Annotated in this window: 14 protein-coding genes and 1 tRNA gene; 13 read left to right on the top strand and 2 right to left on the bottom strand. The window is 50.1% G+C overall.

Annotated features, from left to right (window positions below; translation table 11 throughout):
* Positions 1–108 precede the first annotated feature (108 nt).
* The 10 genes from rpoB to EG028_RS12510 all read left to right on the top strand — a co-directional run bounded on the left by rpoB (position 109) and on the right by EG028_RS12510 (position 17,315).
* Positions 109–3,918, top strand: a complete 3,810-nt coding sequence (gene rpoB / locus EG028_RS12465) for a DNA-directed RNA polymerase subunit beta (protein WP_120516834.1) — start codon at positions 109–111, stop codon at positions 3,916–3,918.
* A 155-nt stretch (positions 3,919–4,073) separates the two neighbouring features.
* Entirely contained in the window at positions 4,074–8,372 is a 4,299-nt protein-coding gene (rpoC, locus tag EG028_RS12470) for a DNA-directed RNA polymerase subunit beta' (RefSeq protein WP_120516833.1), read from the top strand.
* 217 nt (positions 8,373–8,589) lie between these two features.
* A complete protein-coding gene (locus EG028_RS12475) occupies positions 8,590–9,612 on the top strand; it encodes a glycerophosphodiester phosphodiesterase (RefSeq protein ID WP_162946478.1) in 1,023 nt (340 codons plus the stop codon).
* A 178-nt stretch (positions 9,613–9,790) separates the two neighbouring features.
* Complete coding sequence (locus EG028_RS12480) at positions 9,791–10,402, top strand: OmpH family outer membrane protein (RefSeq protein WP_120516831.1); 612 nt, start codon at positions 9,791–9,793, stop codon at positions 10,400–10,402.
* A gap of 69 nt (positions 10,403–10,471) precedes the next feature.
* A complete protein-coding gene (locus EG028_RS12485) occupies positions 10,472–11,893 on the top strand; it encodes an APC family permease (RefSeq protein WP_120516830.1) in 1,422 nt (473 codons plus the stop codon).
* Between the two features lie 556 nt (positions 11,894–12,449).
* The gene (locus EG028_RS12490; RefSeq protein ID WP_120516829.1) at positions 12,450–13,058 is read left to right on the top strand and encodes a DUF4254 domain-containing protein; all 609 of its coding nucleotides are present in this window, start codon (positions 12,450–12,452) and stop codon (positions 13,056–13,058) included.
* Positions 13,039–14,070, top strand: a complete 1,032-nt coding sequence (locus tag EG028_RS12495) for a glycosyltransferase family 9 protein (protein WP_120516828.1) — start codon at positions 13,039–13,041, stop codon at positions 14,068–14,070. The genes EG028_RS12490 and EG028_RS12495 overlap by 20 nt, the downstream gene beginning before the upstream one ends.
* A gap of 75 nt (positions 14,071–14,145) precedes the next feature.
* Positions 14,146–14,216, top strand: a tRNA-Gln gene (locus tag EG028_RS12500).
* A 189-nt stretch (positions 14,217–14,405) separates the two neighbouring features.
* Positions 14,406–14,819 (top strand): DUF6157 family protein, encoded by a 414-nt coding sequence (locus EG028_RS12505; protein WP_120516827.1) that lies wholly within the window; start codon positions 14,406–14,408, stop codon positions 14,817–14,819.
* Between the two features lie 108 nt (positions 14,820–14,927).
* On the top strand, positions 14,928–17,315 hold the full coding sequence (locus EG028_RS12510) for an ABC transporter permease (protein WP_221198104.1): 2,388 nt from the start codon (positions 14,928–14,930) through the stop codon (positions 17,313–17,315).
* Between the two features lie 56 nt (positions 17,316–17,371).
* On the opposite strand, the gene EG028_RS12515 is transcribed toward EG028_RS12510, so the two are convergent.
* Both EG028_RS12515 and EG028_RS12520 read right to left on the bottom strand, forming a co-directional pair.
* Positions 17,372–18,355, bottom strand: coding sequence for a glycosyltransferase family 2 protein (locus EG028_RS12515; RefSeq protein WP_162946476.1), 984 nt, complete (start codon positions 18,353–18,355; stop codon positions 17,372–17,374).
* A 645-nt stretch (positions 18,356–19,000) separates the two neighbouring features.
* Positions 19,001–20,353: an IPT/TIG domain-containing protein gene (locus tag EG028_RS12520; protein WP_120516825.1), complete on the bottom strand. Its 1,353-nt coding sequence runs from the start codon at positions 20,351–20,353 to the stop codon at positions 19,001–19,003.
* 211 nt (positions 20,354–20,564) lie between these two features.
* Between EG028_RS12520 and EG028_RS12525 the strand changes: the two genes are divergently transcribed.
* The 3 genes from EG028_RS12525 (at position 20,565) to EG028_RS12535 (ending at position 25,440) form a co-directional block, all read left to right on the top strand.
* The gene (locus EG028_RS12525) at positions 20,565–23,756 is read left to right on the top strand and encodes a S41 family peptidase (protein ID WP_120516824.1); all 3,192 of its coding nucleotides are present in this window, start codon (positions 20,565–20,567) and stop codon (positions 23,754–23,756) included.
* Positions 23,753–24,304 carry an RNA polymerase sigma factor gene (locus tag EG028_RS12530; RefSeq protein WP_120516823.1) on the top strand — a complete coding sequence of 184 codons (552 nt, stop codon included), beginning with the start codon at positions 23,753–23,755 and terminating at the stop codon, positions 24,302–24,304. Before EG028_RS12525 ends, EG028_RS12530 begins: the two co-directional genes overlap by 4 nt.
* Before the next feature lie 77 nt (positions 24,305–24,381).
* On the top strand, positions 24,382–25,440 hold the full coding sequence (locus EG028_RS12535; protein ID WP_120516822.1) for a FecR family protein: 1,059 nt from the start codon (positions 24,382–24,384) through the stop codon (positions 25,438–25,440).
* Positions 25,441–25,562 lie beyond the last annotated feature (122 nt).

Here is a 25,562-nt window from a genome sequence, read left to right on the forward strand (position 1 = left end):
CGGGAAATAAGCCGGCCATCTGTATTGAAACACAATATTTTGGGTGTATTGACAAAGAATCATTAATTTCCCTTAATCATCAAGTCATATTAACTGCTAACTTCGAATATGTCTCTAAAAAAAGCCCAAACTAACGAAAGAGTAAATTTTGGAAAGATCAAACAAGTTGCTGAGACACCGGATCTGTTGGCTATCCAAATCCAATCTTTCAAGGATTTCTTCCAATTAGAAACCACACCAGACAAGCGTAACAACGAAGGCCTTTTTAAAGTATTCAAGGAAAACTTCCCGATTACAGATACCAGAAATATCTTCAATCTGGAATTCCTGGATTATTTCGTGGACCCTCCGCGTTATACCATCGAAGAATGTATTGAGCGGGGGCTTACGTACTCCGTGCCGCTCAAGGCAAAGCTCCGGTTGAGCTGTAATGATGAGGAGCACGTAGATTTCCAGACCATTGTGCAGGATGTATTCCTCGGAAACATCCCTTACATGACCCCCAGAGGTACCTTCGTTATCAACGGCGCAGAACGTGTAGTTGTATCCCAGCTTCACCGTTCACCAGGTGTGTTCTTTGGTCAATCCATACATCCTAACGGCACCAAGATCTACTCCGCAAGGGTGATCCCTTTCAAAGGCGCATGGATGGAGTTTGCTACAGACATCAACAACGTCATGTACGCGTACATCGACCGTAAGAAGAAGTTCCCGGTTACCACCCTGCTTCGTGCCATCGGCTATGAAACAGATAAGGATATCCTGGAACTGTTTGGCATGGCTGACGAAGTAAAAGCAGACCGCAAGAACCTGGAAAAATACGCCGGCAAAAAGCTGGCCGCCCGCGTTTTACGCAGCTGGGTGGAAGATTTCGTGGATGAAGACACCGGCGAGGTGGTGAGCATCGAGCGTAATGAGATCGTTCTGGAACGCGACAGCATCCTGGACGAAAACAACATCGAGCTGATCACAGACATGGGCGTGAAATCTGTATTTGTACAGAAAGAAGAGGTGAGCGGCGACTTTGCCATCATCTACAACACCCTTAATAAAGATACATCTAACTCCGAGCTGGAAGCCGTTCAGCACATCTACCGCCAGCTGCGCGGTGCCGATGCGCCGGATGACGAAACAGCAAGGGGCATCATCGATAAATTATTCTTCTCCGACAAACGTTATGACCTCGGGGACGTAGGCCGTTACAAGATCAACCGTAAGCTCGGCCTACCCACTCCGCTGGACATGAAGGTGCTGACCAAGGCTGACATTATCTCGATCATCAAATACCTGGTACAACTGACCAATGGTAAAGCTGAGATCGACGATATTGATCACCTGTCCAACCGCCGTGTACGTACAGTAGGCGAACAGCTTTACGCCCAGTTCGGCGTAGGCCTGGCGCGTATGGCGCGTACCATCCGCGAAAGGATGAACGTAAGGGACAACGAGGTGTTCACACCGGTGGACCTGATCAATGCAAGAACACTTTCTTCCGTGATCAATTCCTTCTTCGGTACCTCACAGCTGTCCCAGTTCCTGGACCAGACCAACCCGCTGTCCGAGATCACCCACAAACGTCGTATCTCCGCGCTCGGGCCCGGTGGCCTTAGCCGTGAGCGTGCCGGCTTTGAGGTGCGTGACGTACACTACTCCCACTACGGCCGCCTCTGTACGATCGAAACCCCTGAAGGACCGAACATCGGTCTGATCTCCACCCTGTGCGTACACGCCATGGTGAATGAAATGGGCTTCATTGAAACACCTTACCGCAAAGTAAAAGACGGTAAAGTGGATATGCTGAAGATCGAGTACCTGAGCGCTGAAGAAGAAGACTCCGTGAAAATTGCACAGGCGAACGCTCCTTTGGATGAAAAAGGAATGTTCACCGGTGATAAAGTGAAATCCCGTGAAACCGGCGATTTCCCGATCCTCGACCCGGGTGAAGTGGAATACATGGACATCGCTCCGAACCAGATCGTGGGTCTGAGCGCCTCCCTGATCCCCTTCCTTGAGCATGATGACGCCAACCGTGCGCTCATGGGATCAAACATGCAACGTCAGGCCGTTCCCCTTATCAATCCGCAGGTGCCTATCGTAGGTACCGGCCTGGAAGGTAAGGCAGCGCGTGACAGCCGCCTGCAGATCACCTCTAACGGTAAAGGCGTGGTTGAGTTTGTAGATGCAAACGAGATCCATGTTCGTTACGAGCGCGATGAAATGCAGAAACTGGTGAGCTTTGAGGATGATCTGATCATCTACCAGCTGACCAAATTCGTAAAAACCAACCAGAGCACCTGTATCAACCTCCGCCCCGCGGTGAAGAAAGGTCAGCGTGTGGTAGACGGAGACTTCCTGACGGAAGGTTACGCCACCCGCGCCGGTGAACTGGCACTGGGCCGTAACCTGAAAGTGGCGTTCATGCCCTGGAAAGGTTACAACTTTGAGGATGCGATCGTGATCTCTGAGCGTGTAGCGAAAGAAGACTGGTTCACTTCCATCCACATCGACGAATACGAACTCGAAGTACGTGACACCAAACTCGGTGAAGAAGAACTGACCCCGGATATCCCGAACGTGAGCGAGGAAGCCACCAAGGACCTGGATCAGAACGGTATCATCCGCGTAGGTGCGCATATCAAGGAAGGCGATATCCTGATCGGCAAGATCACCCCCCGTGGTGAATCCGATCCTTCACCTGAAGAAAAACTGCTCCGCGCGATCTTCGGTGATAAGGCTTCCGATGCGAAAGACGCTTCCCTGAAGGCGCCCCCGTCTACCGAAGGTGTGGTGATCGACAAGAAGCTGTTCTCCCGTGCTAAAAAAGATAAAAACTCCAAGACCCGCGAAAAAGCAGCCCTGGAGAAACTGGAGAAGATCCACCAGAAGAACGAAGAAGACCTGATGGAAGTGTTGATGAGTAAACTGTTGACGCTGCTGAAGGAGAAAACCTCCTCAGGCATCACCAACACTTACGGTGAAGTACTGATCTCCAAAGGTTCCAAGTTCTCTAACAAAAACCTGGCGAACGTAGACTTCCAGAACGTAAATCCCCTGGGCTGGACTACGGACCAGGAGACTAACGACCAGATCAACACCCTGCTCCATAACTACAACATCAAGTATAACGAGGAGCTGGGCCGTTACAAACGTGAGAAATTCAACATCTCTATCGGTGATGAGCTTCCCGCGGGCGTTCTGAAACTGGCGAAAGTATACCTGGCCAGCAAACGTAAGCTGAAAGTGGGTGATAAGATGGCGGGCCGCCATGGTAACAAGGGTATCGTAGCCAAGATCGTGCGTGACGAAGACATGCCGTTCCTGGAAGACGGTACACCGGTAGACATCGTTCTGAACCCGTTGGGCGTACCTTCCCGTATGAACCTCGGCCAGATCTATGAAACCGTACTCGGCTGGGCCGGTCAGAAACTGGGTGTCCGTTTTGCAACCCCGATCTTTGACGGTGCAAGCACTGAAGAGATCGCAGAATATATCACTGAAGCAAAACTCCCGAGCTTCGGCCATACTTACCTGAGCGACGGTGAAACCGGCGAACGCTTCCACCAGAAAGCAACCGTGGGTATCATCTACATGCTTAAACTCAGCCACATGGTGGATGACAAAATGCACGCCCGTTCCATCGGACCGTACTCTCTCATTACACAGCAGCCGTTGGGTGGTAAAGCCCAGTTCGGTGGCCAGCGTTTTGGTGAGATGGAGGTTTGGGCACTGGAAGCATACGGTGCATCCAACATCCTGCAAGAGCTGCTGACGATCAAGTCCGATGATATCGTAGGCCGTGCAAAAGCATATGAATCCATCGTAAAAGGAGACAACATCCCGAAAGCCGGTGTGCCTGAATCCTTCAACGTATTGATCCATGAGCTGCGTGGTCTGGGCCTGGACCTGAAATTTGATTGATAATAATATTCCTTCCGTATCCCGGTGAAAACCGGGATACGGTTATATCAGTTTCAGCTCCGGCAATTTTAAAGTGAATGTTACGGAAAGCTTAAGGCGGAATACCTGCGGACCAGCTTCACTTACGACATAGAGTTTTCTTTAAAAAACATACAATGGCCATCAAAAAAGAAAATCGTCCTAAATCAAATTTTAGCAGCATCACTATTAGTCTCGCTTCACCGGATACCATCCTGGAGCGTTCTTATGGCGAGGTGCTGAAACCCGAAACCATCAACTACCGTACTTACAAACCGGAACGTGATGGTTTGTTCTGCGAAAGGATATTCGGCCCTGTGAAGGACTACGAATGTTATTGCGGAAAGTATAAGCGTATCCGTTATAAGGGCATTGTGTGCGACCGCTGTGGTGTTGAGGTTACCGAGAAGAAAGTGCGCCGCGAAAGAATGGGCCACATTCGGCTGGTAGTGCCCGTTGTACATATCTGGTATTTCAAATCATTACCTAATAAAATCGGTTACCTGCTCGGTATGAGCTCCAAAAAACTGGAAACGATCGTGTATTATGAAAGATACGTGATCATCCAGAGCGGAGTGAAACAAGAGAAAGGACTGAATTACGGCGATCTGCTCACTGAAGAAGAGTACCTGGACATCCTGGATACCCTTCCGAAAGACAACCAGATGCTGCCCGACGAAGACCCGAATAAATTCATCGCCAAAATGGGCGCTGAAGCGGTAGAAATGATGCTGGCGCGTATTGATCTCGACGGCCTTTCTTACCAGCTCCGCAACCAGGCAGCTACCGAAACTTCCCAGCAGCGTAAAGCAGAAGCGCTGAAACGCCTGAGCGTGGTGGAAGCTTTCCGTGACGCCAATGGCCGTGTAGATAACCGTCCTGAATGGATGGTAATGCAATACATCCCCGTGGTGCCGCCGGAATTACGTCCGCTGGTTCCCCTGGATGGTGGCCGTTTCGCATCTTCCGATCTGAACGACCTGTACCGCCGCGTGATCATCCGCAACAATCGTCTCAAACGCCTGATCGAGATCAAGGCGCCCGAGGTGATCCTGCGTAACGAAAAACGTATGCTGCAGGAAGCCGTGGATTCCCTGTTCGACAACTCCAGGAAATCCAACGCGGTGAAAGCAGAAGGCGGACGCGCACTGAAATCTCTCTCCGATGTACTGAAAGGTAAACAAGGCCGTTTCCGTCAGAACCTTCTCGGTAAACGTGTGGACTACTCCGGTCGTTCCGTTATCGTGGTAGGCCCTGAACTGAAACTGCACGAGTGCGGCCTGCCGAAAGACATGGCTGCCGAGCTGTTCAAACCGTTCATTATCCGTAAGCTCATCGAAAGAGGTATCGTAAAAACTGTTAAATCAGCTAAAAAGCTCGTAGATAGAAAAGAAGCAGTGGTTTGGGACATCCTGGAGAACGTACTGAAAGGTCACCCCGTAATGCTCAACCGTGCTCCGACGCTTCACCGTCTGTCCATCCAGGCGTTCCAGCCGAAACTGGTGGAAGGTAAAGCGATACAGCTTCACCCGCTGGTGTGTTCCGCGTTCAACGCCGACTTTGACGGTGACCAGATGGCGGTACACGTACCTTTGAGCAACGCCGCGATCCTGGAAGCACAGCTGCTGATGCTTTCTTCACACAACATTCTCAACCCGCAGAACGGTACGCCTATCACCCTGCCTTCACAGGACATGGTACTCGGCCTCTACTACATTTCCAAGGGTAAGAAAACCATCGGTGACGAAATCGTGAAAGGTGAAGGCAAAGCCTTCTACTCCGCGGAAGAAGTGATCATCGCGCATAACGAGGGCCGTGTGGACCTGCACGCACACATCAGGGTAAAAGCTGACCTGCGTAAAGAAGACGGTACCCTGGAGCGCAAACTGATCGAAACTACCGTGGGCCGCGTGATCTTTAACCAGTTCGTTCCAAGGGAAGCAGGCTTTGTAAATGCCCTGCTCACCAAGAAATCACTGCGTGAAATCATCGGCGACATCATTAAAGCGACCGACATTCCGAAAACCGCGAAATTCCTGGACGATATCAAGACACTTGGTTTCCGTACAGCATTCCGTGGTGGTCTGTCCTTCAATATCAACGACCTTATCATCCCCGATGCCAAACAGCTCATGATCGATGGTGCTGCCGGTGAGGTGGATGAAGTGTGGGATAACTACAACATGGGTCTGATCACTAACAACGAACGTTACAACCAGATCATCGACATCTGGAGCCGTGTGGATACGAAAGTGACCGAAACGCTGATCCGCGAACTGGCTACGGACAAACAAGGTTTCAACTCAGTTTACATGATGCTTGATTCCGGTGCCCGTGGTTCCAAACAACAGATCAAACAGCTGGCCGGTTTGAGGGGATTGATGGCAAAACCGCGTAAGAGCGGTTCTACCGGTTCCGAGATCATCGAGAACCCGATCCTTTCCAACTTCAAGGACGGTCTGAACGTATTGGAGTACTTCATCTCCACGCACGGTGCGCGTAAAGGTCTTGCGGATACGGCGTTGAAAACGGCGGATGCGGGTTACCTGACCCGTCGTCTCGTAGACGTTGCGCAGGACGTTGTGATCACCGAAGAAGATTGCGGAACGCTCCGTGGTATTGCTACTTCAGCGTTGAAAGACAATGAGGAAATAGTAGAACCGCTGTACGACCGTATCCTGGGCCGTACTTCCCTCCATGATATATTCAACCCGCTGAATGAAGACGAAATCTTCGTTGCGGCAGGCGAACAGATCACGGAAGAGATAGCCCGCAAGATTGAAGAAAGCACGATCGACCTCGTTGAAATCCGCTCCGTACTGACCTGCGAAAGCAGGAGAGGGGTATGCGTAAGGTGTTATGGCAAGAACCTGGCAACCGGGTATACTGCACAACGTGGCGATGCCGTAGGTATCATCGCGGCGCAGTCCATCGGTGAGCCTGGTACACAGCTGACACTGCGTACCTTCCACGTGGGTGGTGTGGCCGGTTCTGCTTCTGTAGAATCTACCCTCAACGCCAAATTCGACGGTACCGTTCAGTTCGACGGCCTCCGTACCACTACCTTCGAAAACAACGATGGTGATAAAGTACAGGTGGTTATCGGCCGTACCGGTGAGCTCAGGATCATGGACGTGAAAAACGACCGCCTGCTGATCACCAACAACGTACCGTACGGTTCTACCCTGGTAGTAAAAGACGGCCAGAAAGTAGTGAAAGGCGATGTGATCTGTACATGGGATCCGTTCAACGCCGTTATCGTTTCCGAGATTGCCGGTAAGATCCGCTTCGACAGCATCATTGAAGGCATCACCTTCCGTGAGGAAGCTGACGAGCAGACAGGTCACCGTGAGAAAGTGGTTATCGAAACCAAGGATAAAAACAAGATCCCGTCCCTCCTCGTGGATGGAAACAAGGAAGTGAAGTCTTATAACCTTCCCGTGGGTTCACATATCATTCTCGAAGAAGGTGCGCCGGTTAGAGCAGGCCAGGTAATCGTTAAGATTCCGCGTGTGATCGGTAAACTGAGAGACATCACCGGTGGTCTGCCGCGTGTAACGGAGCTGTTTGAAGCCCGTAACCCGAGCAACCCCGCTATCGTTTCCGAGATCGACGGTGTGGTGGCATTCGGTAATATCAAACGCGGTAACCGCGAGATCATCATCGAAAGCCGTGAAAGCCAGATCAAGAAGTACCTCGTTCCGCTGACCCGCCACATCCTGGTACAGGACGGCGACTTCGTGAAAGCAGGTACCGCACTTTCCGACGGTTCCATCACCCCGGCAGACATCCTCTCCATCAAAGGTCCTTTTGCAGTGCAGGAGTACCTGGTGAATGAGATCCAGGAGGTTTACCGCTTGCAGGGTGTGAAGATCAACGATAAACACATCGAGGTGATCGTACGCCAGATGATGCGTAAAGTAACCATCGAGGATCCGGGAGATACCCGCTTCCTGGAAGGCGACACTACCGATAAATTCGAGTTCTTTGAAGAGAACGATCAGATCTTCGATAAGAAAGTGGTGACAGAAGCCGGAGATTCCGGTGTTATGAAAGCCGGTCAGATCGTTACCCTCCGCCAGGTGCGTGAAGAGAACAGTATCCTGCGCCGCGCGGACAAAAAGCTCGTGGAATACCGCGATGCTGAGTCCGCAACGTCCAGCCCGCTGCTGCTCGGTATCACCAAGGCGTCTCTGGGTACCCACAGCTGGATCTCCGCGGCATCCTTCCAGGAAACCACCAAAGTACTGTCTTCCGCGGCCATCAACGGCAAAACGGACGATATGCTGGGCCTGAAAGAAAACGTGATCACGGGTCACCTGATCCCTGCCGGTACCGGTCTGAGAGAGTTCGAGAACATGATCGTAGGTTCGAAAGAAGAATACGACATCCTCGCATCTTCCAAAGAAGTGTTCCAGTTCGACGAAGAAGAATAGGCCCAAAGCCTTTACTGATAGTCCGGAGGCCGCACCTGAAAGGTGCGGCCTCTTTTTTATGTAAACACTGTTACCATTTCATAAATTCTCCCGCCGCTATTTTGATTTATCCGTTCACCATTGTATTTTGTAACCTTATGTAACAAATTTGAAGGCTGAAAGAAATAATCCGTAAGCTTGTGTAACTATGTCAAAAGAAAACAGCAAACACAATACCATGCGTTTACGTTATCGAATCATGATCCCGGCATTACTCGCAGCAGCAGCCGTGAACGGGCAGGCGCCCGCACTTCACCTGGACAACTACACTATTCCCGTAGGTAAATCCGGGGCCACCGTTGGCAATATCTACACTCCCCAGGGAGCGGCGAAAGGCGTACAGCTGGCGGAAGACACTTCCGGCCTGTTCGCCATCAGCAAAAAAGGCGTTTTACAACTGAAGAAAAAGGTGGGCATCGGCGCGGATGCATCCATGCAGTACGCGGTAACGCTGAAGGCAGGGGATGCCAGCGAATCTTTTATCCTGGTGAAAGATGAATTTCACCGCAACAAGATCGTGGCTCACCGCGGCGCCTGGAAAAACAATGGCGGCAGCCAGAATTCCATCACCTCCTTCAGGGATGCGGTGCGTATCGGCTGCGAAGGCTCCGAATTTGACGTATGGCTCTCCAAAGACGGTGTGCCTGTACTGAGTCACGACCCCCATATCGGCGGCAAATCGATTGAAGAAACGCCCGTTGCGGAACTGACCACTATAGAGCTGAAGAACGGGGATCATGTGCCTCTATTCGAAGATTATATCAAAGAAGGGATGAAGCAGAACAAGACCCGCCTTGTATTGGAGCTGAAACCCTCCAAAACCGGCCGTGGCGAGCAACTGGCCCAGACCTGTATGGACCTGATCCGCAAATACAAATGCGAAGCCTGGATGCTGTATATCAGCTTTGACTATGGTATCTGCAAAAAGCTGGTATCCATTGACCCGCACGCGAAAGTGGCCTACCTGAACGGCGATAAAACGCCTGAGCAGCTGAAAGCGGACGGTATCTGGGGATTTGACTATAATTTTAAAGTGATCGACAAAGACCCGAATATCTTTAAAGAGGCCCGTAAAAATAATGTGACGGTAAATATCTGGACGGTGAACACGCCCGAGCAGATGAGCGCCTATCTCAATGCCGGCGCAGACTTCCTGACGACGGACGAACCAGAGAAAGCGCTGGAGATCGTTAAAAAATAACATCAGGGAGGGCAATCGCCCTCCCTTTTTGCTTTCCCCCGTTGTTGGCTTCCAAACCCTTACCCACACTTTCTTTCCACGAATTTCATTTTAACGTTTTTTTATATCCCAAAAATGTTATTTTAGCCGCCATAAGATTTTCTATTTCAATTTAAAGGGTTAAAATCTACCGATCAACATGTACACTCGTCAACTTTTTGTGAAAAATGGAATTTTCCTGGCGGCGATAGCCGGAGTATTCGCGGCGTGCCAGCAGGGTAACAACAAGACCGCAGCAACCGCTGGTTCTGACACATCTGTTCAGGCTGCATCGGCTACAGGCGCGGCAGGCCAAAAGCTGGCATTCGTAGATATTGACTCCCTGGAAGCGCATTACACTTATTTCAAAGACAAAAAAGCGGAACTCGACAAGAAAAAAGAAGGGGCACAGAACGATATAGTAGGACGCGAAAGGCAATTGCAGAATGAATTATACAATCTTCAGCAAAGGGCCCCGACGATGACACAGCAGGAAGGCCAGGCCGCGGAAGCAGGTCTGCAGAAAAAAGCGCAGCAGCACGAGCAATACAAACAGAACCTGATTGCACAGCTGCAAACGCAGGAAGCACAGTTCAACGAAGACCTGCAAAAACGGCTGAACGAAACGATCAAAAAGTACAACGCCGACAAACGTTATGCTTTTATCTTCTCCTACAGGGAAGGAGCCAGCAACATCCTTTACAAGGACGAAGCGTTTGACATTACCACCGAAGTGATCAAGGTGCTGAACGCGGAAGCACCGAAGAAATAATGAACGGAAAATATTACATTTAATCCCGGCAAACGCCGGGATTTTTTTATCAACCATTCATCAGCCTTTATGTCAATCAACCAGGAAAACTCTTTTAAACCAAGTCTCAGTCTGGTGGACGCCACCATGATCGTTGCCGGTTCCATGATAGGATCCGGTATTTTTATTGTATCCGCCGAGGTGGCCCGCTCCATGGGCTCCGCGGGCTGGATGATGGGCATGTGGGTGCTGGCCGGCGTGGTAACGCTGATCGCCGCGCTGAGCTATGGGGAATTGTCCGGTATGTTCCCGAAAGCGGGCGGCCAGTACGTATATCTCCGTGAGGCCTACAATCCCTTTATCGCCTTCCTTTTCGGCTGGACGCAGTTTGGTGTGATCCAGACCGGTACCATTGCGGCAGTGGCCATGGCCTTTGCCAAATATTTAGGATACCTGGAACCGGCTTTGGGGGAAAAGAATGTGTTATGGTCCATAGCCGGGCTGAACATTAATATGGCCCAGCTGGTGGCGATCGCATCGATATTCCTGCTGACTTATATCAATACCCGGGGGGTGAAGAACGGGAAGATCATCCAGACCGTGTTCACCTTTACCAAACTCTTCTCCCTGTTCGGACTGATCGTTTTCGGCCTCATCCTGGGCGCCAAAGCGGAGATATGGAACGCTAACTGGGAAAATGCCTGGAACAGCGCCAGCCTCACCATGGTGGATGGCCAGGTGGTAACCACCGCGCTCACCAGTATGGCTTTCCTGGGCGCCGTTGCCGTATCCATGAAAGGCACCCTGTTTTCCAGCGACGCCTGGAACAACGTGACCTTTATAGCCGGGGAGATCAAAAATCCCCAGAAGAACATCGGCAGAGCCCTGTTCCTGGGCACTTTTATCGTGACTATCATCTACGTATCCGCCAACCTTATGTACCTGGCAGTGCTTCCGTTTAACGAGATCGCGTTTGCCGAACAGGACAGGGTAGGCGTTGCGGCGGCCGAGAACATATTCGGCGCCGGCATAGGGGCCTATACGATCGCTATAATGATCATTATTTCCACTTTTGGCTGCAATAACGGCCTTATCCTCTCCGGGGCAAGGATCTATTATACCATGGCCAAAGACGGCCTGTTTTTCCGCAAAGCGGGCGAACTGAACCGTTTTGACGTACCGGGTTACGGCCTCTGGATACAGGCGGTGTGGGCGAGCCTGCTCTGCCTCAGCGGCAAATACGGGGACCTGCTGGCGATGGTGATCTTCGGGGTGCTCGTATTTTACGTGATCACGATCCTTGGCATCTTCATCCTCCGCAAAACAAGACCGGACGTACCCAGGAGCTACAAAGCCTTTGGTTACCCGGTGCTGCCCGCTATTTATATCGTGGTGGCGCTGAGCCTGGCCGTACTGCTGCTCATTTATGAACCAAAGTATGCCATACCGGGCCTGGGTATCATTTTGCTGGGTATTCCGTTATACTTTTTAGCCAAAAAAGAACTCAAATAACCGCACTCACTGCGGAAAAGAAGGGTGCGCCATCATGATGGCGCACCCTTTTCGTTTTACAACCTTCCGGTTTACAATAATTTAGATGTAGCAACACTGAATTTTTTCCCACTGCGGAAATAATACAGTCGTTCCTCGTAATTTAGTAGTACGCCTCTGAGACATGAGGGATGTTAATGCCAATTAATCCTAACACAGAGTGAACAACAGTGATTACTAAATAACCCGAACAATACCTGTAGAGAAGATATAACCAGATAAGACACGGAAAATCTCCACCATTGATTTTCCAAAGACATTTATGGACCCATGAATTGTTGTTGGCCGTGTTGCGGGCGTCTCCAACCGGTTGATAACGTGCATGAAACAAAGATTTTAGCAATTTTAATGATTTTCAAAGCCCTCTTTAGAGAACCATTGAAAGCCTACACAATTGCATTCTCGAACATTCACATGATTTTATGCCCGGCACCTGTTTCTACAGTGTGCCTTTTTTTTGCCCTGGACCCGCTGCGGGCGATGCGGGATTTTCAAAATTCCAGTTTACATTTGCTGCATGTTTACCGCACTTTGTATCAGCACATTCGACCATAGCATCCGGGACTATCACCAGCACAATGATATTCACCGTCTTATTGAAAATCCGTATGAAAAAAACACCGTGGAGCACCTTTTGTACGCCAAGAACTGGATCGATACAGTACAGTGGCACCTGGAAGACGTGATCCGCGATCCGAACATAGACCCCGTTAACGCCCTGGAAATGAAGCGCTGGATAGACCGCAGCAACCAGGAGCGAACAGACCTTGTGGAGTATATCGACAGTTATTTCCTTGATAAATACAAAGCGGTGATCCCCGTTCCGGACGCTTCCATCAACACGGAAAGCCCGGCCTGGGCCATCGACCGCCTTTCTATCCTGGGTCTCAAAATATGGCACATGCGCGAAGAGGCCACCCGCCCCGACGCTACAGAAGCCCACCGCGAAACCTGCCAAAAAAAGCTGGACATCCTCCTGGAGCAGCAGCGCGATCTTTCCACCGCCATAGAAGCGCTGCTGGAAGATATCAGCAGGGGCCGCAAATACATGAAAGTGTACAAACAAATGAAGATGTACAACGATCCTTCGCTCAACCCCGTGCTGTATGGCCAAAAGCCCCGATAACAATACGATCCTCGCCATCCGTTTTTCCGCCATGGGCGATGTGGCCATGACCATCCCCGTGATGAAACAGGTACTGGACGCCCATCCGGAACTGGTCATTGTATTTGTGACGAACAAAAACTGGGGAGCGCTTTGCGAAGGCATTCCCCGGCTGGTGTTTTTCGCTGCGGACCTGAAAGGAGAACATAAAGGAGTAAAAGGCCTTTACAAACTGTTCCGGGCCATCCGCAAGGCACACCCCGGCATCCGCGCTGTGGCGGATCTGCACCATGTACTGCGCTCGCGCATCGTGCGTACGTTCTATAAATTGTCCGGCATCCGCGTGTCCGTCATTGACAAAGGAAGGGCCGGCAAAAAAGCCCTCACACGAAAGGAAAACAAAGAATTCCTTCCGCTGAAAACCACTATCGACCGCTATCGCGATGTATTCGCGGGCTTAGGATATCACATCAACCCATCTTCCCCCGGCACGCTGCCACAGCAGCCCGTCCCGGGAAAAATGCAGATCGGTATCGCTCCGTTTGCCACCTATCTTGAAAAAACTTACCCGCTCGAAAAGATGCGGCAGGTGATAGAGATGATCACACGCAATGAAGCAGTGGAGATCCTGCTGTTTGGCGGTGGGAAAGAAGAAGTGGCGAAACTGGAAAACCTTGCCGGGGAAAATCCGCGGTTAAAAGTAATAGCCGGCAAATACAGCCTGAACGAGGAACTGCGCATTATCAGCGGCCTTACGCTGATGGTGAGCATGGATTCCGCGAACATGCACCTTGCCTCCCTTTACGGCGTACCGGTGGTGTCTGTATGGGGCGCTACGCATCCTTATGCGGGGTTTATGGGTTTTGGGCAAAAAGAAGAAAATGCGGCGCAGATTGAACTGTATTGCCGCCCCTGCTCAGTGTTCGGGAACAAACCCTGCTTCCGCGGAGACCATGCCTGTATGCAGCAGCTGGCGCCTGAAACGATCGTTGAAAAGGTGCGTAAAACGCTGGCTGAGCGGGCTTTTGTGTGATATTTTCCAGAAAAAACGGTCAGTTTTTTGGAAGAAATGGAAAAAAGTCTACTTTTGCAATCCCATCAAACGAATTGCCCGATAGTATAATGGTAGTACGACAGATTTTGGTTCTGTTTGTCTTGGTTCGAATCCAGGTCGGGCAACAAAAAATCCGCTGAAAAGCGGATTTTTTTATTTTCTTCTCACCTGATCGGGACTTTGCCCAAACCAGGATACAACTGGAAAAGTTCGAATAAAACGGATACCTGTTTTTTCCTACATTAGCTATGTCCGCATCCTGACATAGGGCTGTCACCTGCCCACACTAGATTTGAAATATAAAATCAGGTCCCATGAAACTACACACCACGAACTACTTCAACACCTTCATTATTGTGGCGGATGACTGCCCGGTTGCAAACGGTGAAATTCCTCCGGTTAAAGGAGAAAACAAAACCATCGCAAATATTGAGTTTGATATGATCAGGCAAAACCCTTACAAATACACGTCGGATGATGTGCTTTTCCAGGTGTTTGCGGACAAAAACGATTTAGTCAAAAGCGAATATAAAGAGGCAAGAGAAAAATTTTATTCGAAAGGCCAGCCCTGCTTCAGGGCTTCGCCGCTTACAAAACGCTACGGATGGGGAGTTCACTTCGACAAGGACGGTAAAATGGCTATTTACGGCAGTGAAACGAAGGAATATGAGAAATTCTCAAAAGATAAAAACCTGGCAGTCGTAAAAGCGATGAGATCAGGTAAATGATTGTTCAATTCCGAACGTGGCCTGTATCGAAAATGAACAGGTTAGTTATTTTCATAATTCATTTCGTTGTAGTGTACAATGATCAGTAATCTGGTATCCTATTCGTAAATGAAACAGCATATTTTCCCGCATATGCTTAAAAATCACCTCAAGCTCATCTGGCGCAGCCTTAAAAAAGACCGTCAATCCTATTTTTTAAACCTTATAGGTCTTTCCACCGGCCTGGCATGTACATTTTTTATTTATCTGTGGGTGACGGATGAATGGCAGGTAGACAAGTTCAATGAAAAAGACAGCCAGGTATTCCTTGTAAAAGAAAACCGCATTAAGGCAGGTGGCATCTGGACTGCATCCTCCACATCGGGCCCGATGGCCGCCGCCATGAAAGCGGAATTGCCGGAGGTGCTATTTGCCGTTTCGGAAAGAGATGCCGGCAGCATGGTGGTGAGCATAGGGGAAAATGCTGTCAGGGCCAACGGTAAATATTCAGGGAAAGATCTGTTTAAGATTTTTTCTTACGACCTTATTGAAGGCAGCCGCGATCATGCAATGGATGATAAAAACTCGATCGTATTATCAGAGCCGCTGGCGCTGAAATTATTCGGCTCGACCTCCGGAATTATCGGCAAAACGGTAACCCTGCAGCAAAAGGACCTTTACACGGTATCTGGTGTATATAAAACTCCACCGGCGAACGCGACCGAGCAGTTTGATTTTGTTTTGCAGATAGATCAGCTTTTCGCAACACAGGAAGGGATAAAAAGGTGGAGCAATACAGGCTGCCAGACGCGTGTGCTGCTGAAAGAAGGAACAGACATCGACGCGTTTAACCGCAAGCTCTCGGGATTTGTAACAGCCCAAACGAATGGAGAAACAAAACACCGTACACCTTTTGTCAAAAAATATTCCGAAGAATACCTGCACGGTAATTATGAGAATGGTGTAGTGAGCGGCGGGCGGATTGCTTATCTAAAGATGTTCATCATCATTGGTATTTTTATCCTCCTCATCGCCTGCATCAATTTCATGAATCTATCCACTGCCAAGGCTTCCAGGAGAATGAAGGAGATAGGCATCAAAAAAGTAGCTGGTGCCAGCCGTAGTTCGCTCGTGATACAATACCTGGGCGAATCCGTGCTGCTGAGCTGCATCGCGCTTGCCATTGCGTTGCTCATGGTGGCTTTGCTGCTGCCCTCTTTTAATACTTTAACCGGCAAACAATTAGCACTGACATTCGATCTGAAACCAGCGGTGATTTTTCTGATGATCGCCTTGTTTACCGGATTGCTTGCCGGTAGTTACCCTGCTTTATACCTTTCCGGGTTCAAACCGGTTGCCGTACTGAAAGGCAGACTATCCGGCCCTATCGGGGAATTATGGGTGCGGAAGGGCCTGGTGGTTTTTCAATTTACGATTTCCGCGGTGATGGTAGTGTCCGTTATGGTTGTGTACAAACAAATAAAATTTGTGCAGAATAAAAATCTTGGATATCAAAGAGAAAATGTGATCACTTTCTGGCGGGAAGGAAAACTTTCGTCCGATGCTCACCTGGAAGCATTTATCGGGCAGGTGAAGAATGTTCCGGGAGTGGAGAACGCCACTTTCATTGCTCACAATATGGCTGGCCACAACAGCGGCACATCCGGCATAAAATGGCCGGGCCGCGATCCTGACGACAGAACGGAGTTTGAAAATGTAGCGGTCTCTTACGGCATGCTTGAAACCATGAAATTTGAACTGAAGGAGGGAAGGGCGTTTTCAAAAGATTTTGCATCAGACAGCAACGCGATAATTTTTAATGAGGCGGCCATCAGGTATATAGGCTTTAAAGAGCCCATCGGCAAAACGGTGGAGTTGTGGGGCGAAACCAGGCAAATCGTCGGAGTGGTGAAAGATTTTCATTTTGAATCGTTGCATGAGGAAGTTAAACCATTATTTTTCCGCCTGAATCCCGGCGCTACATACGTGGCCGCCGTCAAGCTGAAAGCTGGTAAGGAAAAGGAAACGATCGCAGCGCTGGGGCAATTGTACAGCCGCTTCAACCCGGGTTTTTCTTTCAATTACAAGTTTCTAGACGAAGGCTACAGGCACATGTATGCGGCCGAAAACAGGATCAGCATCCTGTCCAGGTATTTTGCCGGCCTCGCCATCCTGATATCCTGCCTTGGCCTTTTTGGACTGACGGCTTATACCGCCCAGCGCAGGCAGAAGGAAATTGGTGTGCGTAAAGTAGTTGGCGCGTCCACGGGCAATGTGGTAATGTTGCTTTCCCGCGATTTCCTTAAACTGGTAGTACTGGCAATACTCATCGCTTTTCCCCTGGCATGGTGGGCTACAAGCCAATGGCTGGAAGGATTTGCATATCATATTACTCCCGGAACCGGCACATTCCTGATTGCGGGCGGGGCTATGCTGCTGATTACCTGCATCACGATCAGTTATCAGGCAGTCAAAGCCGCACTGGCAAATCCGGTGATCAGCCTGAGACTTGAATAGGCGAACCTTGCTTCAGGACTTCGAATGTCTCCTGGTAAAAAGCGGTATCACATAGCTCAGGCTGTACTGTCTGCTTTTTCCATCGGTCTCACAGGCAACGGGCGCGCGGCGATCAGCGCATCGCTGATAATGTACTGCGGCCTGTTTTTTACCTCAATGAACGTTTTGCCAAGATACTCCCCGATAATACCGATCATGATCAGCTGAAGGCCTGAAATGAATAACACGCTGGCAAGGATCGAGGTCCATCCCGGCACGGTCTCTTCTGTAAATATCTTCACATACAGGGCATAGCCGCCATATAAAAATGCGAGAAAAGAGAAAAATAAACCGACAAGCGACGAAAGCCGTAAAGGATTAATGCTGAAAGAAGTGATGCCGGTAACGGATAACGAAAACAATTTCATGAATGAATACCGGCTACCCCCGTTTTGCCGCCGGCCTGCGTGAAAACTTACCGTAGCCTGCCTGAATCCAAGCCAGGGTACCAGTTCCTTCAGGTATGGGTTGCTTTCGCTGATGCGTTTGATCGCCTGTACAACCTTAATGTCCAGCAGCCTGTAATCGGGGCCGTTCATCAGTATTTTGCGGTCGGACATATAATTGACCAACCTGTAAAAAAGACCGGACAGAAAGCGTTTCGGCAATGGAACCCGTTCATCAGAAACCCTGATGGTGTTGACCACGTCGTAGCCTTCCTGCCATTTGGCTATCAGTTGTTCGATGATCTCGGGCGGGTGTTCCTGGTCCGCATCCATGCAGATCACACAATCACCTTCCGCATGGTCGTAACCTGCTTTGAGCGCAATAGGTTGTCCAAAGTTCCTTGAAAGGCTGATGTAGGAAACACGGTTATCTTCTCCGCAGATTTCGCGGATCTTCTGTACGGTGCCATCCGTGCTTCCATCGTCCACGAAGATGATCTGGTAATCGTACGGGGCAATTACCTGCCGCACATGCCGGTAGAACGAGCCAATGCCATCCTGTTCGTTAAAACAGGCGGATATGATCACCAGCCTGATATTGGGTCTTTTGTCCATGCTAATAATATTTATAGGTACAAGCAATTGCATGAAGCAGCACATATGCCGGCATATAGGTGTTGTGCGTCCATGAAACGGTGTTTTTCATACAAACGTTCATCAAAAAGTCAATGGGAAAAACGGGCGGATCAACAAACGCATTCGATATTCGCAGCATGATGGCATTCCGTTTTTCATTAAAAAAGTTTCCTGAAATAATACCTGGTCAACAAAGTGGACTGCATTAAGGGCTGCAATACACTAAAAATCAAAATTCAGTGATGATTTTCATTCTGATTCATGGTTAACGCACTTCACAAGTCATACATAAGGATAATCTACAGTCAATATCATGGGCATAAATAATTCTTATCAAACATAAATTTTGATATTGAGACAACTAATATAGTTATTCATAATTTACAATGCAACTGTTTTTTTTAAGCACTTCGAAAGCGCCAATGAAAGCGCACCGGTAATATTGGATCCGGTAGTGACTGGAATATCCGGCCTGGAATGATCCTATTTTACCATTACAGGATACATACAGCGTGCTTAAAGGAAAGCTATACCAGCATTGAAGGATAGCCGGACATGAGGCGGAGTTGAGGCGGACTTGATCCGCACCTGATCCGGGGTAAAAAAGTATTACTTTCTATGGGTTTACTCAAAACTGATCTTCCTCACCCGGTTGTTGTTAAAATCCGCGATGTAAAAATTCCCCTGTGCATCCGCACAGATATCCATCGGCGTACGAAATTTTGCCTCACCCAACGTACCATCTTTCCAGTCTGAATAAGTAAGCCCAGCCTGCCCGCATAAAGTGCTCACATCGAAAGCCGCGGTAAGTTTCCGGACAGTATTATTCCGGTCTTCCACCACAAATATTTCTCCCTGCGCTGTGATCACCATCCCGCGCGGCCCTTCGAATTTAGCAGTGGAAGCGCTTCCTTCCACCCATCCGTACGTGCTGCCCGCAACGGTTGTAACAACGCCGCCCGGTGTGACTTTGCGTATTTTCTGGTTAAAATAATCGGAAACAAATACATTCCCCTGTGCATCGCACTGAATGCTGCGGGGCGTATAAAATATTGCACCGGAGCCGGTTCCATCCTGGTAACCATAAGTTGATCCCGCCAGTGTGGACACAACGCCGCCGGGGGTGATCTTTCTTACTTTGTAATTGTTCGCATCTCCTACATACACATTGCCGTTCGCGTCGAGTGTAACGTCTTCAGGGCCGAAAAACCTTGCTGAATGCGCTGCACCGTCTTCATAACCATAAGGGTCTTTTCCCGCGTATGTGCTTACAACGCCTGCTGGCGTTATCCTGCGGATGCGGTGATTGCCCGCGTCCGCCACAAAAACATTCCCCTGTGGGTCAACCGCAATCCCGCTGGGGTTCCAGAATTGTGCGGCGGTACCTGTACCGTCTGCATAGCCGCGTATACTGCCGGCCAATGTGCTGACAACACCGGCGGGCGTGATCTTGCGGATCTTATGGTTATAATGATCAGATACATACAGGTTTCCCTGGGCATCGACACAAATACCCGCAACGCCATGGAACAGTGCACCGGCGCCGGTTCCATCCAGGTATCCGTTTGTACTGCCTGCCAGTGTGGACACGGTTCCTGTAAAAATATAGGTGAATGCCGGGCCGGTGGCTGTTTTGCCCTTTACCGTCACGGTTACAACACCGTTGCCCGCGCTTTTCGGAACTTCCACGGTCAGGCTGGCAGCGGTAGCTGCGGTAACTTTTGCGGTTTTCCCGTTGAACTTCACATCATTGTCTGCGGCTGTAGCGGAAAAGTTGCTCCCGCTGATCACAACGACCGTGTTAAACGGTCCTGTATTGGGTGTTATTCCGCTAATGGCCGGTGGGGTCGGTTCAGGGGGAGGGACTATTCCGCCGCCGCCATCGCCTTTTCCGCAGGAGGCGGCTGCAAATACAAACAGGATAATTTGAAACGCATGGCATATGCGCGCTGTTACAGGTAAAGTAATAGGTTTCACGGTTAAATGAATTCAGGGTAAAAAAATACTGTGCCGGGGTGTTGTTCTGGATATCGTCTTAGGTTCTCTATAGGGTAAAGTTAATGAAAACCGGAACCTGTCGTCCAGGTATAAATACCCCATTTTTCAGATAGTAGAAATATCAATCCCAACACCATGCCTTACTACCCCTGATCTTTGATTTCCGTAAATCTTTCGTATTTTTCTCGCAATGATCCCCTTCAAAAGACTACTCCCGGCGCTATGTCTTCTGCTTTCCAGCCTCATGGCTTCGGCGGCGGATGGTCCTCTGTGGCTGCGATACCCGGCAATTTCGCCTGATGGCAAGACCATTGCCTTCACTTACCGGGGAAACCTTTATAAAGTATCCTCAGCGGGCGGCACAGCTACTCCGCTCACTATGGACGGGACTAACAACTGCATGCCAGTCTGGAGCCGCGACGGTTCATCCATCGCTTTTGCGGGCAACCAGGCGGGCAACTTTGACGTGTATCTCATTCCCTCAGCCGGAGGTGAAGCCAGGCGGCTTACCTGGCATTCGGCGGATGAATTCCCCTATGATTTTTCTGTTGACAAAGGCGTGATATTCGGCGCCGTGCGCCTGGATGATCCGGAGAACAGGCAATTCCCTTCGGATGCTTTACAGGAATTGTACCAGGTCCCTGTTTCAGGCGGGCGTGTACAACAGCTGCTCACTACGCCCGCGGAAGATGCAAAGATGAGCGCCGACGGACGTTTTATCATATATCATGACAGGAAAGGCCGTGAGAATATCTGGCGCAAACACCAAACTTCCTCCATCGCCCGCGATGTGTGGGTCTACGACAGCCGTACAAAATCCCACCGGAAGCTCAGCCCGTTTGTTGGTGAAGACCGGAACCCTGTATGGGCGGGCTCTGACAATTTTTTTTATCTCAGTGAAAAAAACGGCAGCTTTAATGTATACCGTTCTTCCCTGTCAGGAAATAATGAACCGCAACAAGTAACCTTCCTGAAAGATCATCCTGTGCGCTTTCTGAGCATGGGCAACGGCGTGCTTTGTTTTGGATACAATGGGGAGATATATGTAAAAACGCAGGACGGCAATCCAGTAAAAGTGTCGGTGGACATTTCTGCTGCGGAAAAAAACGATGATGAAACACACGTGCCTTTTTCTGATATCACGGAAATGACCGTTTCGCCTTCCGGTAAAGAAATTGCGTTTATTATGCGTGGCGAAGTATTTGCCGGCAGCACGGAAGGCAATATGATCAAACGTATTACGCGTACGCCGGGTGCGGAAGCAGGATTGAGTTTTTCGCCGGACGGGCAGCGCCTGCTATACGCAGGTGAGCGCAACGGCCGTTGGAATATTTACCAGTCCGAAATGATCCATCCCGAAGAACGGTTTTTCTTCAACGCTTCTTCACTGAAAGAAACCACTATCATCAACAACGATCATGAAAACTACCAGCCGCAGTTTTCTCCCGATGGCAAAATGATCGCTTTTGTGGAAGACAGGACCACACTGAAAATATTGAATGTCGCCAGCCGCCAGGCCCGCACCATCGCAGGCCCGGATCAGTTGTACAGCCGCAATGACCACGACCAGTATTTTGAATGGAGCCCGGACAGCCGGTGGCTGCTTATAAAGTACAACGGCGGTGGAAACGGCAACGATGAAGTAGGCATCATCTCCGCTACCGGGAACGGGAAGCCCGTAAACCTTACCCGCAGCGGCTATAGCGACTCCAATCCGCAGTGGATGATGGATGGCCGGATGATGATCTGGCAAACGGACCGCAACGGCCTGCACAGTTATGCAAACAGCAGCACCCGCCAGGATGATGTATACGCATTGTTTTTCGACCGGGACCTCTGGAAAAACTTTAACCTGAGCAAAGACGAAGCGGCATTGCAGAAAGGATTGAATACAAAATCCCCGCAACCGGCAGCCGCCAAAGAAACGGATATAGACTGGGAGGGGCTGGAGCTTCGCAAAACAAGGCTCACCACGCATCCTTCGCTGCTAAGCAGCGCCGTGGTGAGCAAAGAAGGTGAAACATTGTATTACCTCGCAAAGTTTGAAAGAAATTACGATCTCTGGAGCTGCAACCTCCGGACGAAAGAAACAAAGATCCTCCTGCCGCTCAATATCAGCGGGGCTTCCATGCAATGGGACAAGGATAAAAAATATATCTACCTGCTGGCCGGCGGTAAAGTACTCCGGATAGACCCGGCCGCTTCAAAAAAAGAAAGTCTCTCTTTCAGCGGTGAAATGGCCGTGAACACTGCCGGGGAAAGAAAGGAGATGTTTGAACACGTATGGCGCAGGACAAAAGAGACCTTCTATACCGCCGGTCTTCACGGTGTAAACTGGGATGCGCTGAAAACGAATTACGAAAAGTTCCTTCCTTACATCAATAACAACTACGACTTTGCGGAACTACTGAATGAGCTGCTGGGCGAGCTGAACGTCAGCCATACCGGCGCCAGCTTCGATGACGAAATGAAAGACGGGGACGTGACGGCTTCGCTGGGTGTATTTTACGATCTTACTTACAAAGGCCCGGGTATGGCCATTAAAGAAGTGATGAAGGGCGGCCGGCTGGATGATCCCGCTTTCAAGGTTACACCGGGAACGGTGATTGAAATGATCGACGGGGAAAAGGTGAGTGCGGATAAAGATTTTGCGGCTTACCTGGACAGGAAGGCAGGGAAAAAGATATTGCTCGGTTTACGCGAGGGAAATAGTACAAGACAAATACAGGTAAAACCGGTAACGCCCGAAAAAGAATTTGACCTGCTTTATGAGCGCTGGATAAAACGCAACGAAGCGGAAACGGACAAACTCAGCAACGGCCAGCTTGGCTACGTGCATTTGTACCGTATGAACGACGGCGCTTACCGCCGGACTTACGAAGAAGTGCTGGGCAAATTCCCCGGCCGGAAAGGAATGGTCGTGGACACCCGTTTTAACCGCGGCGGAGACCTCGCTTCGGAACTGATCATGTTCCTGAGCGGGAAAAAAATACGCGAGAACACTACGGACCGCTTCCTGGTATACAGCGAGCCCGCCTTCCGCTGGACAAAACCCTCCATCGTGCTGGCCTGCGAAGCGAACTACAGCGACGGGCATTGTTTTGTGCACGACTACCAGGTGTTGAAAATGGGCAAACTCGTAGGCATGCCTGTCCCGGGCAGCTGTACCTGGATGACGGGCCAGACCCTGCATGACAACGCCATGCATTTCAGCGTGCCCACCCTCGGCGTGAAAGACCTGGAAGGGCGTTATCTTGAAAATTCACAAACACAGCCTGATATAGAAGTCATGAACACCTACGATACAGTAGCCGCCGGCCGCGACCAGCAGCTGGAAGCCGCTATCCGGGCATTGATGAAAGATATTAACGCAAACCGGTGACAGGGGAAGAGAACAATATAGCTTATTGGGAAGGGATCAGGAAAGGGAACAAACAGGCCTTTTTTGATCTCTACAACAATACTTATTTCCATCTTGTGCGGTTTGGGCTGAAGATCACGGCCAATGACGAACTGGTAAAGGATTCCGTCACCCAGCTGTTCCTCCAGATCTGGGAAAAGCGCCATCGCCTGAATGCCGTTACCCAGGTACGGGCTTACTTGTTTACAGCGCTTCGCCGCATGCTGCTGGACCAGCTGGAATACAACGCCAGGATAGAGACGGCCATCCATCGCATGGGGCAGCAGGAAGCTGCCAGCGAGCTGCCCTACGAAGAGATTATCGTGCGGGTGCAGCAGGACGAAGAGCTGAAACGAAAACTCTACCATGCCATGCAGCAGCTCACCCCCCGGCAAAAGGAACTGATCGACCTGATGTTCTTCGAAGGGTACAGTTACCAGCAGATCGCCGAACATACCTCGCAAAGCGTCAAAACCGTGTACAATACCATGTACAACGCTATCCGGCTGCTCCGGGAGCTATTGAAATGACCGGGTTTAAAAAAAAGTTAAAATTTCTTTGGGTAAAATCGCCTTTTCCGCCGTCAGTTTCTGAAAGGTGTATGTAGATGAGCGATAACTACCGCAGCGTGGAAGATTTTGTCTGTGACGAATCATTCCAGCGATATTGCCTCGGAACGGACCAGTCCGCCACTGATTTCTGGGAAAACTGGATAAAGGAACATCCTGATGCCTCCGCTGAGATAGCCGGGGCCAGGGAACTCTTTTCCATGCTGAATGCCCGCCAGGGCAACCTTGGGGAGCAGGTGCGCGAACTGAAGGATGGCCTGGAGCGCTCCACGTTCCTGAAAGAGGAGTTCGGGCAGCGGGAGGCCATCAGCCGCAGGCCCCGCAGGATATTGTATGCGGGCATCGCCGCGTCTTTGCTGCTGGCCGTAAGCGTCTACTTTTTCCTGGACAGGCAGGGCGGTAAATCCCCTGAATCAATGCCCGTCATCGCCGCCACCATCCAATCCGGTAGCGAGCCGCGCAAAACATTGATGCTGGCGGACGGTTCGGTACTGACCATGCGCCACAACAGCAGCATTTCCCTCTCTGAAGGCTTCAGCAAAACAAACAGGGTACTCACCCTTTCCGGGGAGGCCTTTTTTGATGTAAAACCGGATCCCTCGCATCCTTTTATCGTACACACCAAAGACGCCAGCATCGAAGTGCTGGGTACCGTTTTTAATGTCAGCGCCTATCCCGAAAATTCCTATACGGAAACGGCCCTGTTCAGGGGCAGGGTGGAGGTGACTTCGAAAGAAGACCCCTCCCGTAAAACCGTGCTGATGCCCAGCCAGAAACTGGTGATACAGTCCGGCGGCAAAAGGGACACCGCTTTCGCCGTCCGTTCACTGGCGGTGGACCCGGTGGATCATAAAGCAAAGGAGATTGCATGGGTGAGGAACCGGCTGAAGATCCAGGATGAGTCGCTGGAGCAGATCGCGGGGCGTCTTCAGCAGTGGTACGGCATTCCCATCGTTATTACAAACGAAGAAGTAAAGAAATACAGCTATTCCGGGACATTTGAGAGTGAAACTGTCATCAAGGCCCTGGAAGCCTTGCAGTTATCTTATCCCTTCAGTTTTGAAGTAGAACAAACCAGGATCGTTATCAGTAAATAACAAAACAACCAGGATCATTCAGACAGTAATCAATCAGGAAGCACTTTAGAAACAAGGAAAAGAAGTGTTGGCGCACTTCTTCCATCAACCAGGATCAATTACTAAAATAAAAAACGGGAAGT

Source organism: Chitinophaga barathri, assembly GCF_003807585.1.
GTDB classification, from domain to species: Bacteria; Bacteroidota; Bacteroidia; order Chitinophagales; family Chitinophagaceae; genus Chitinophaga; species Chitinophaga barathri.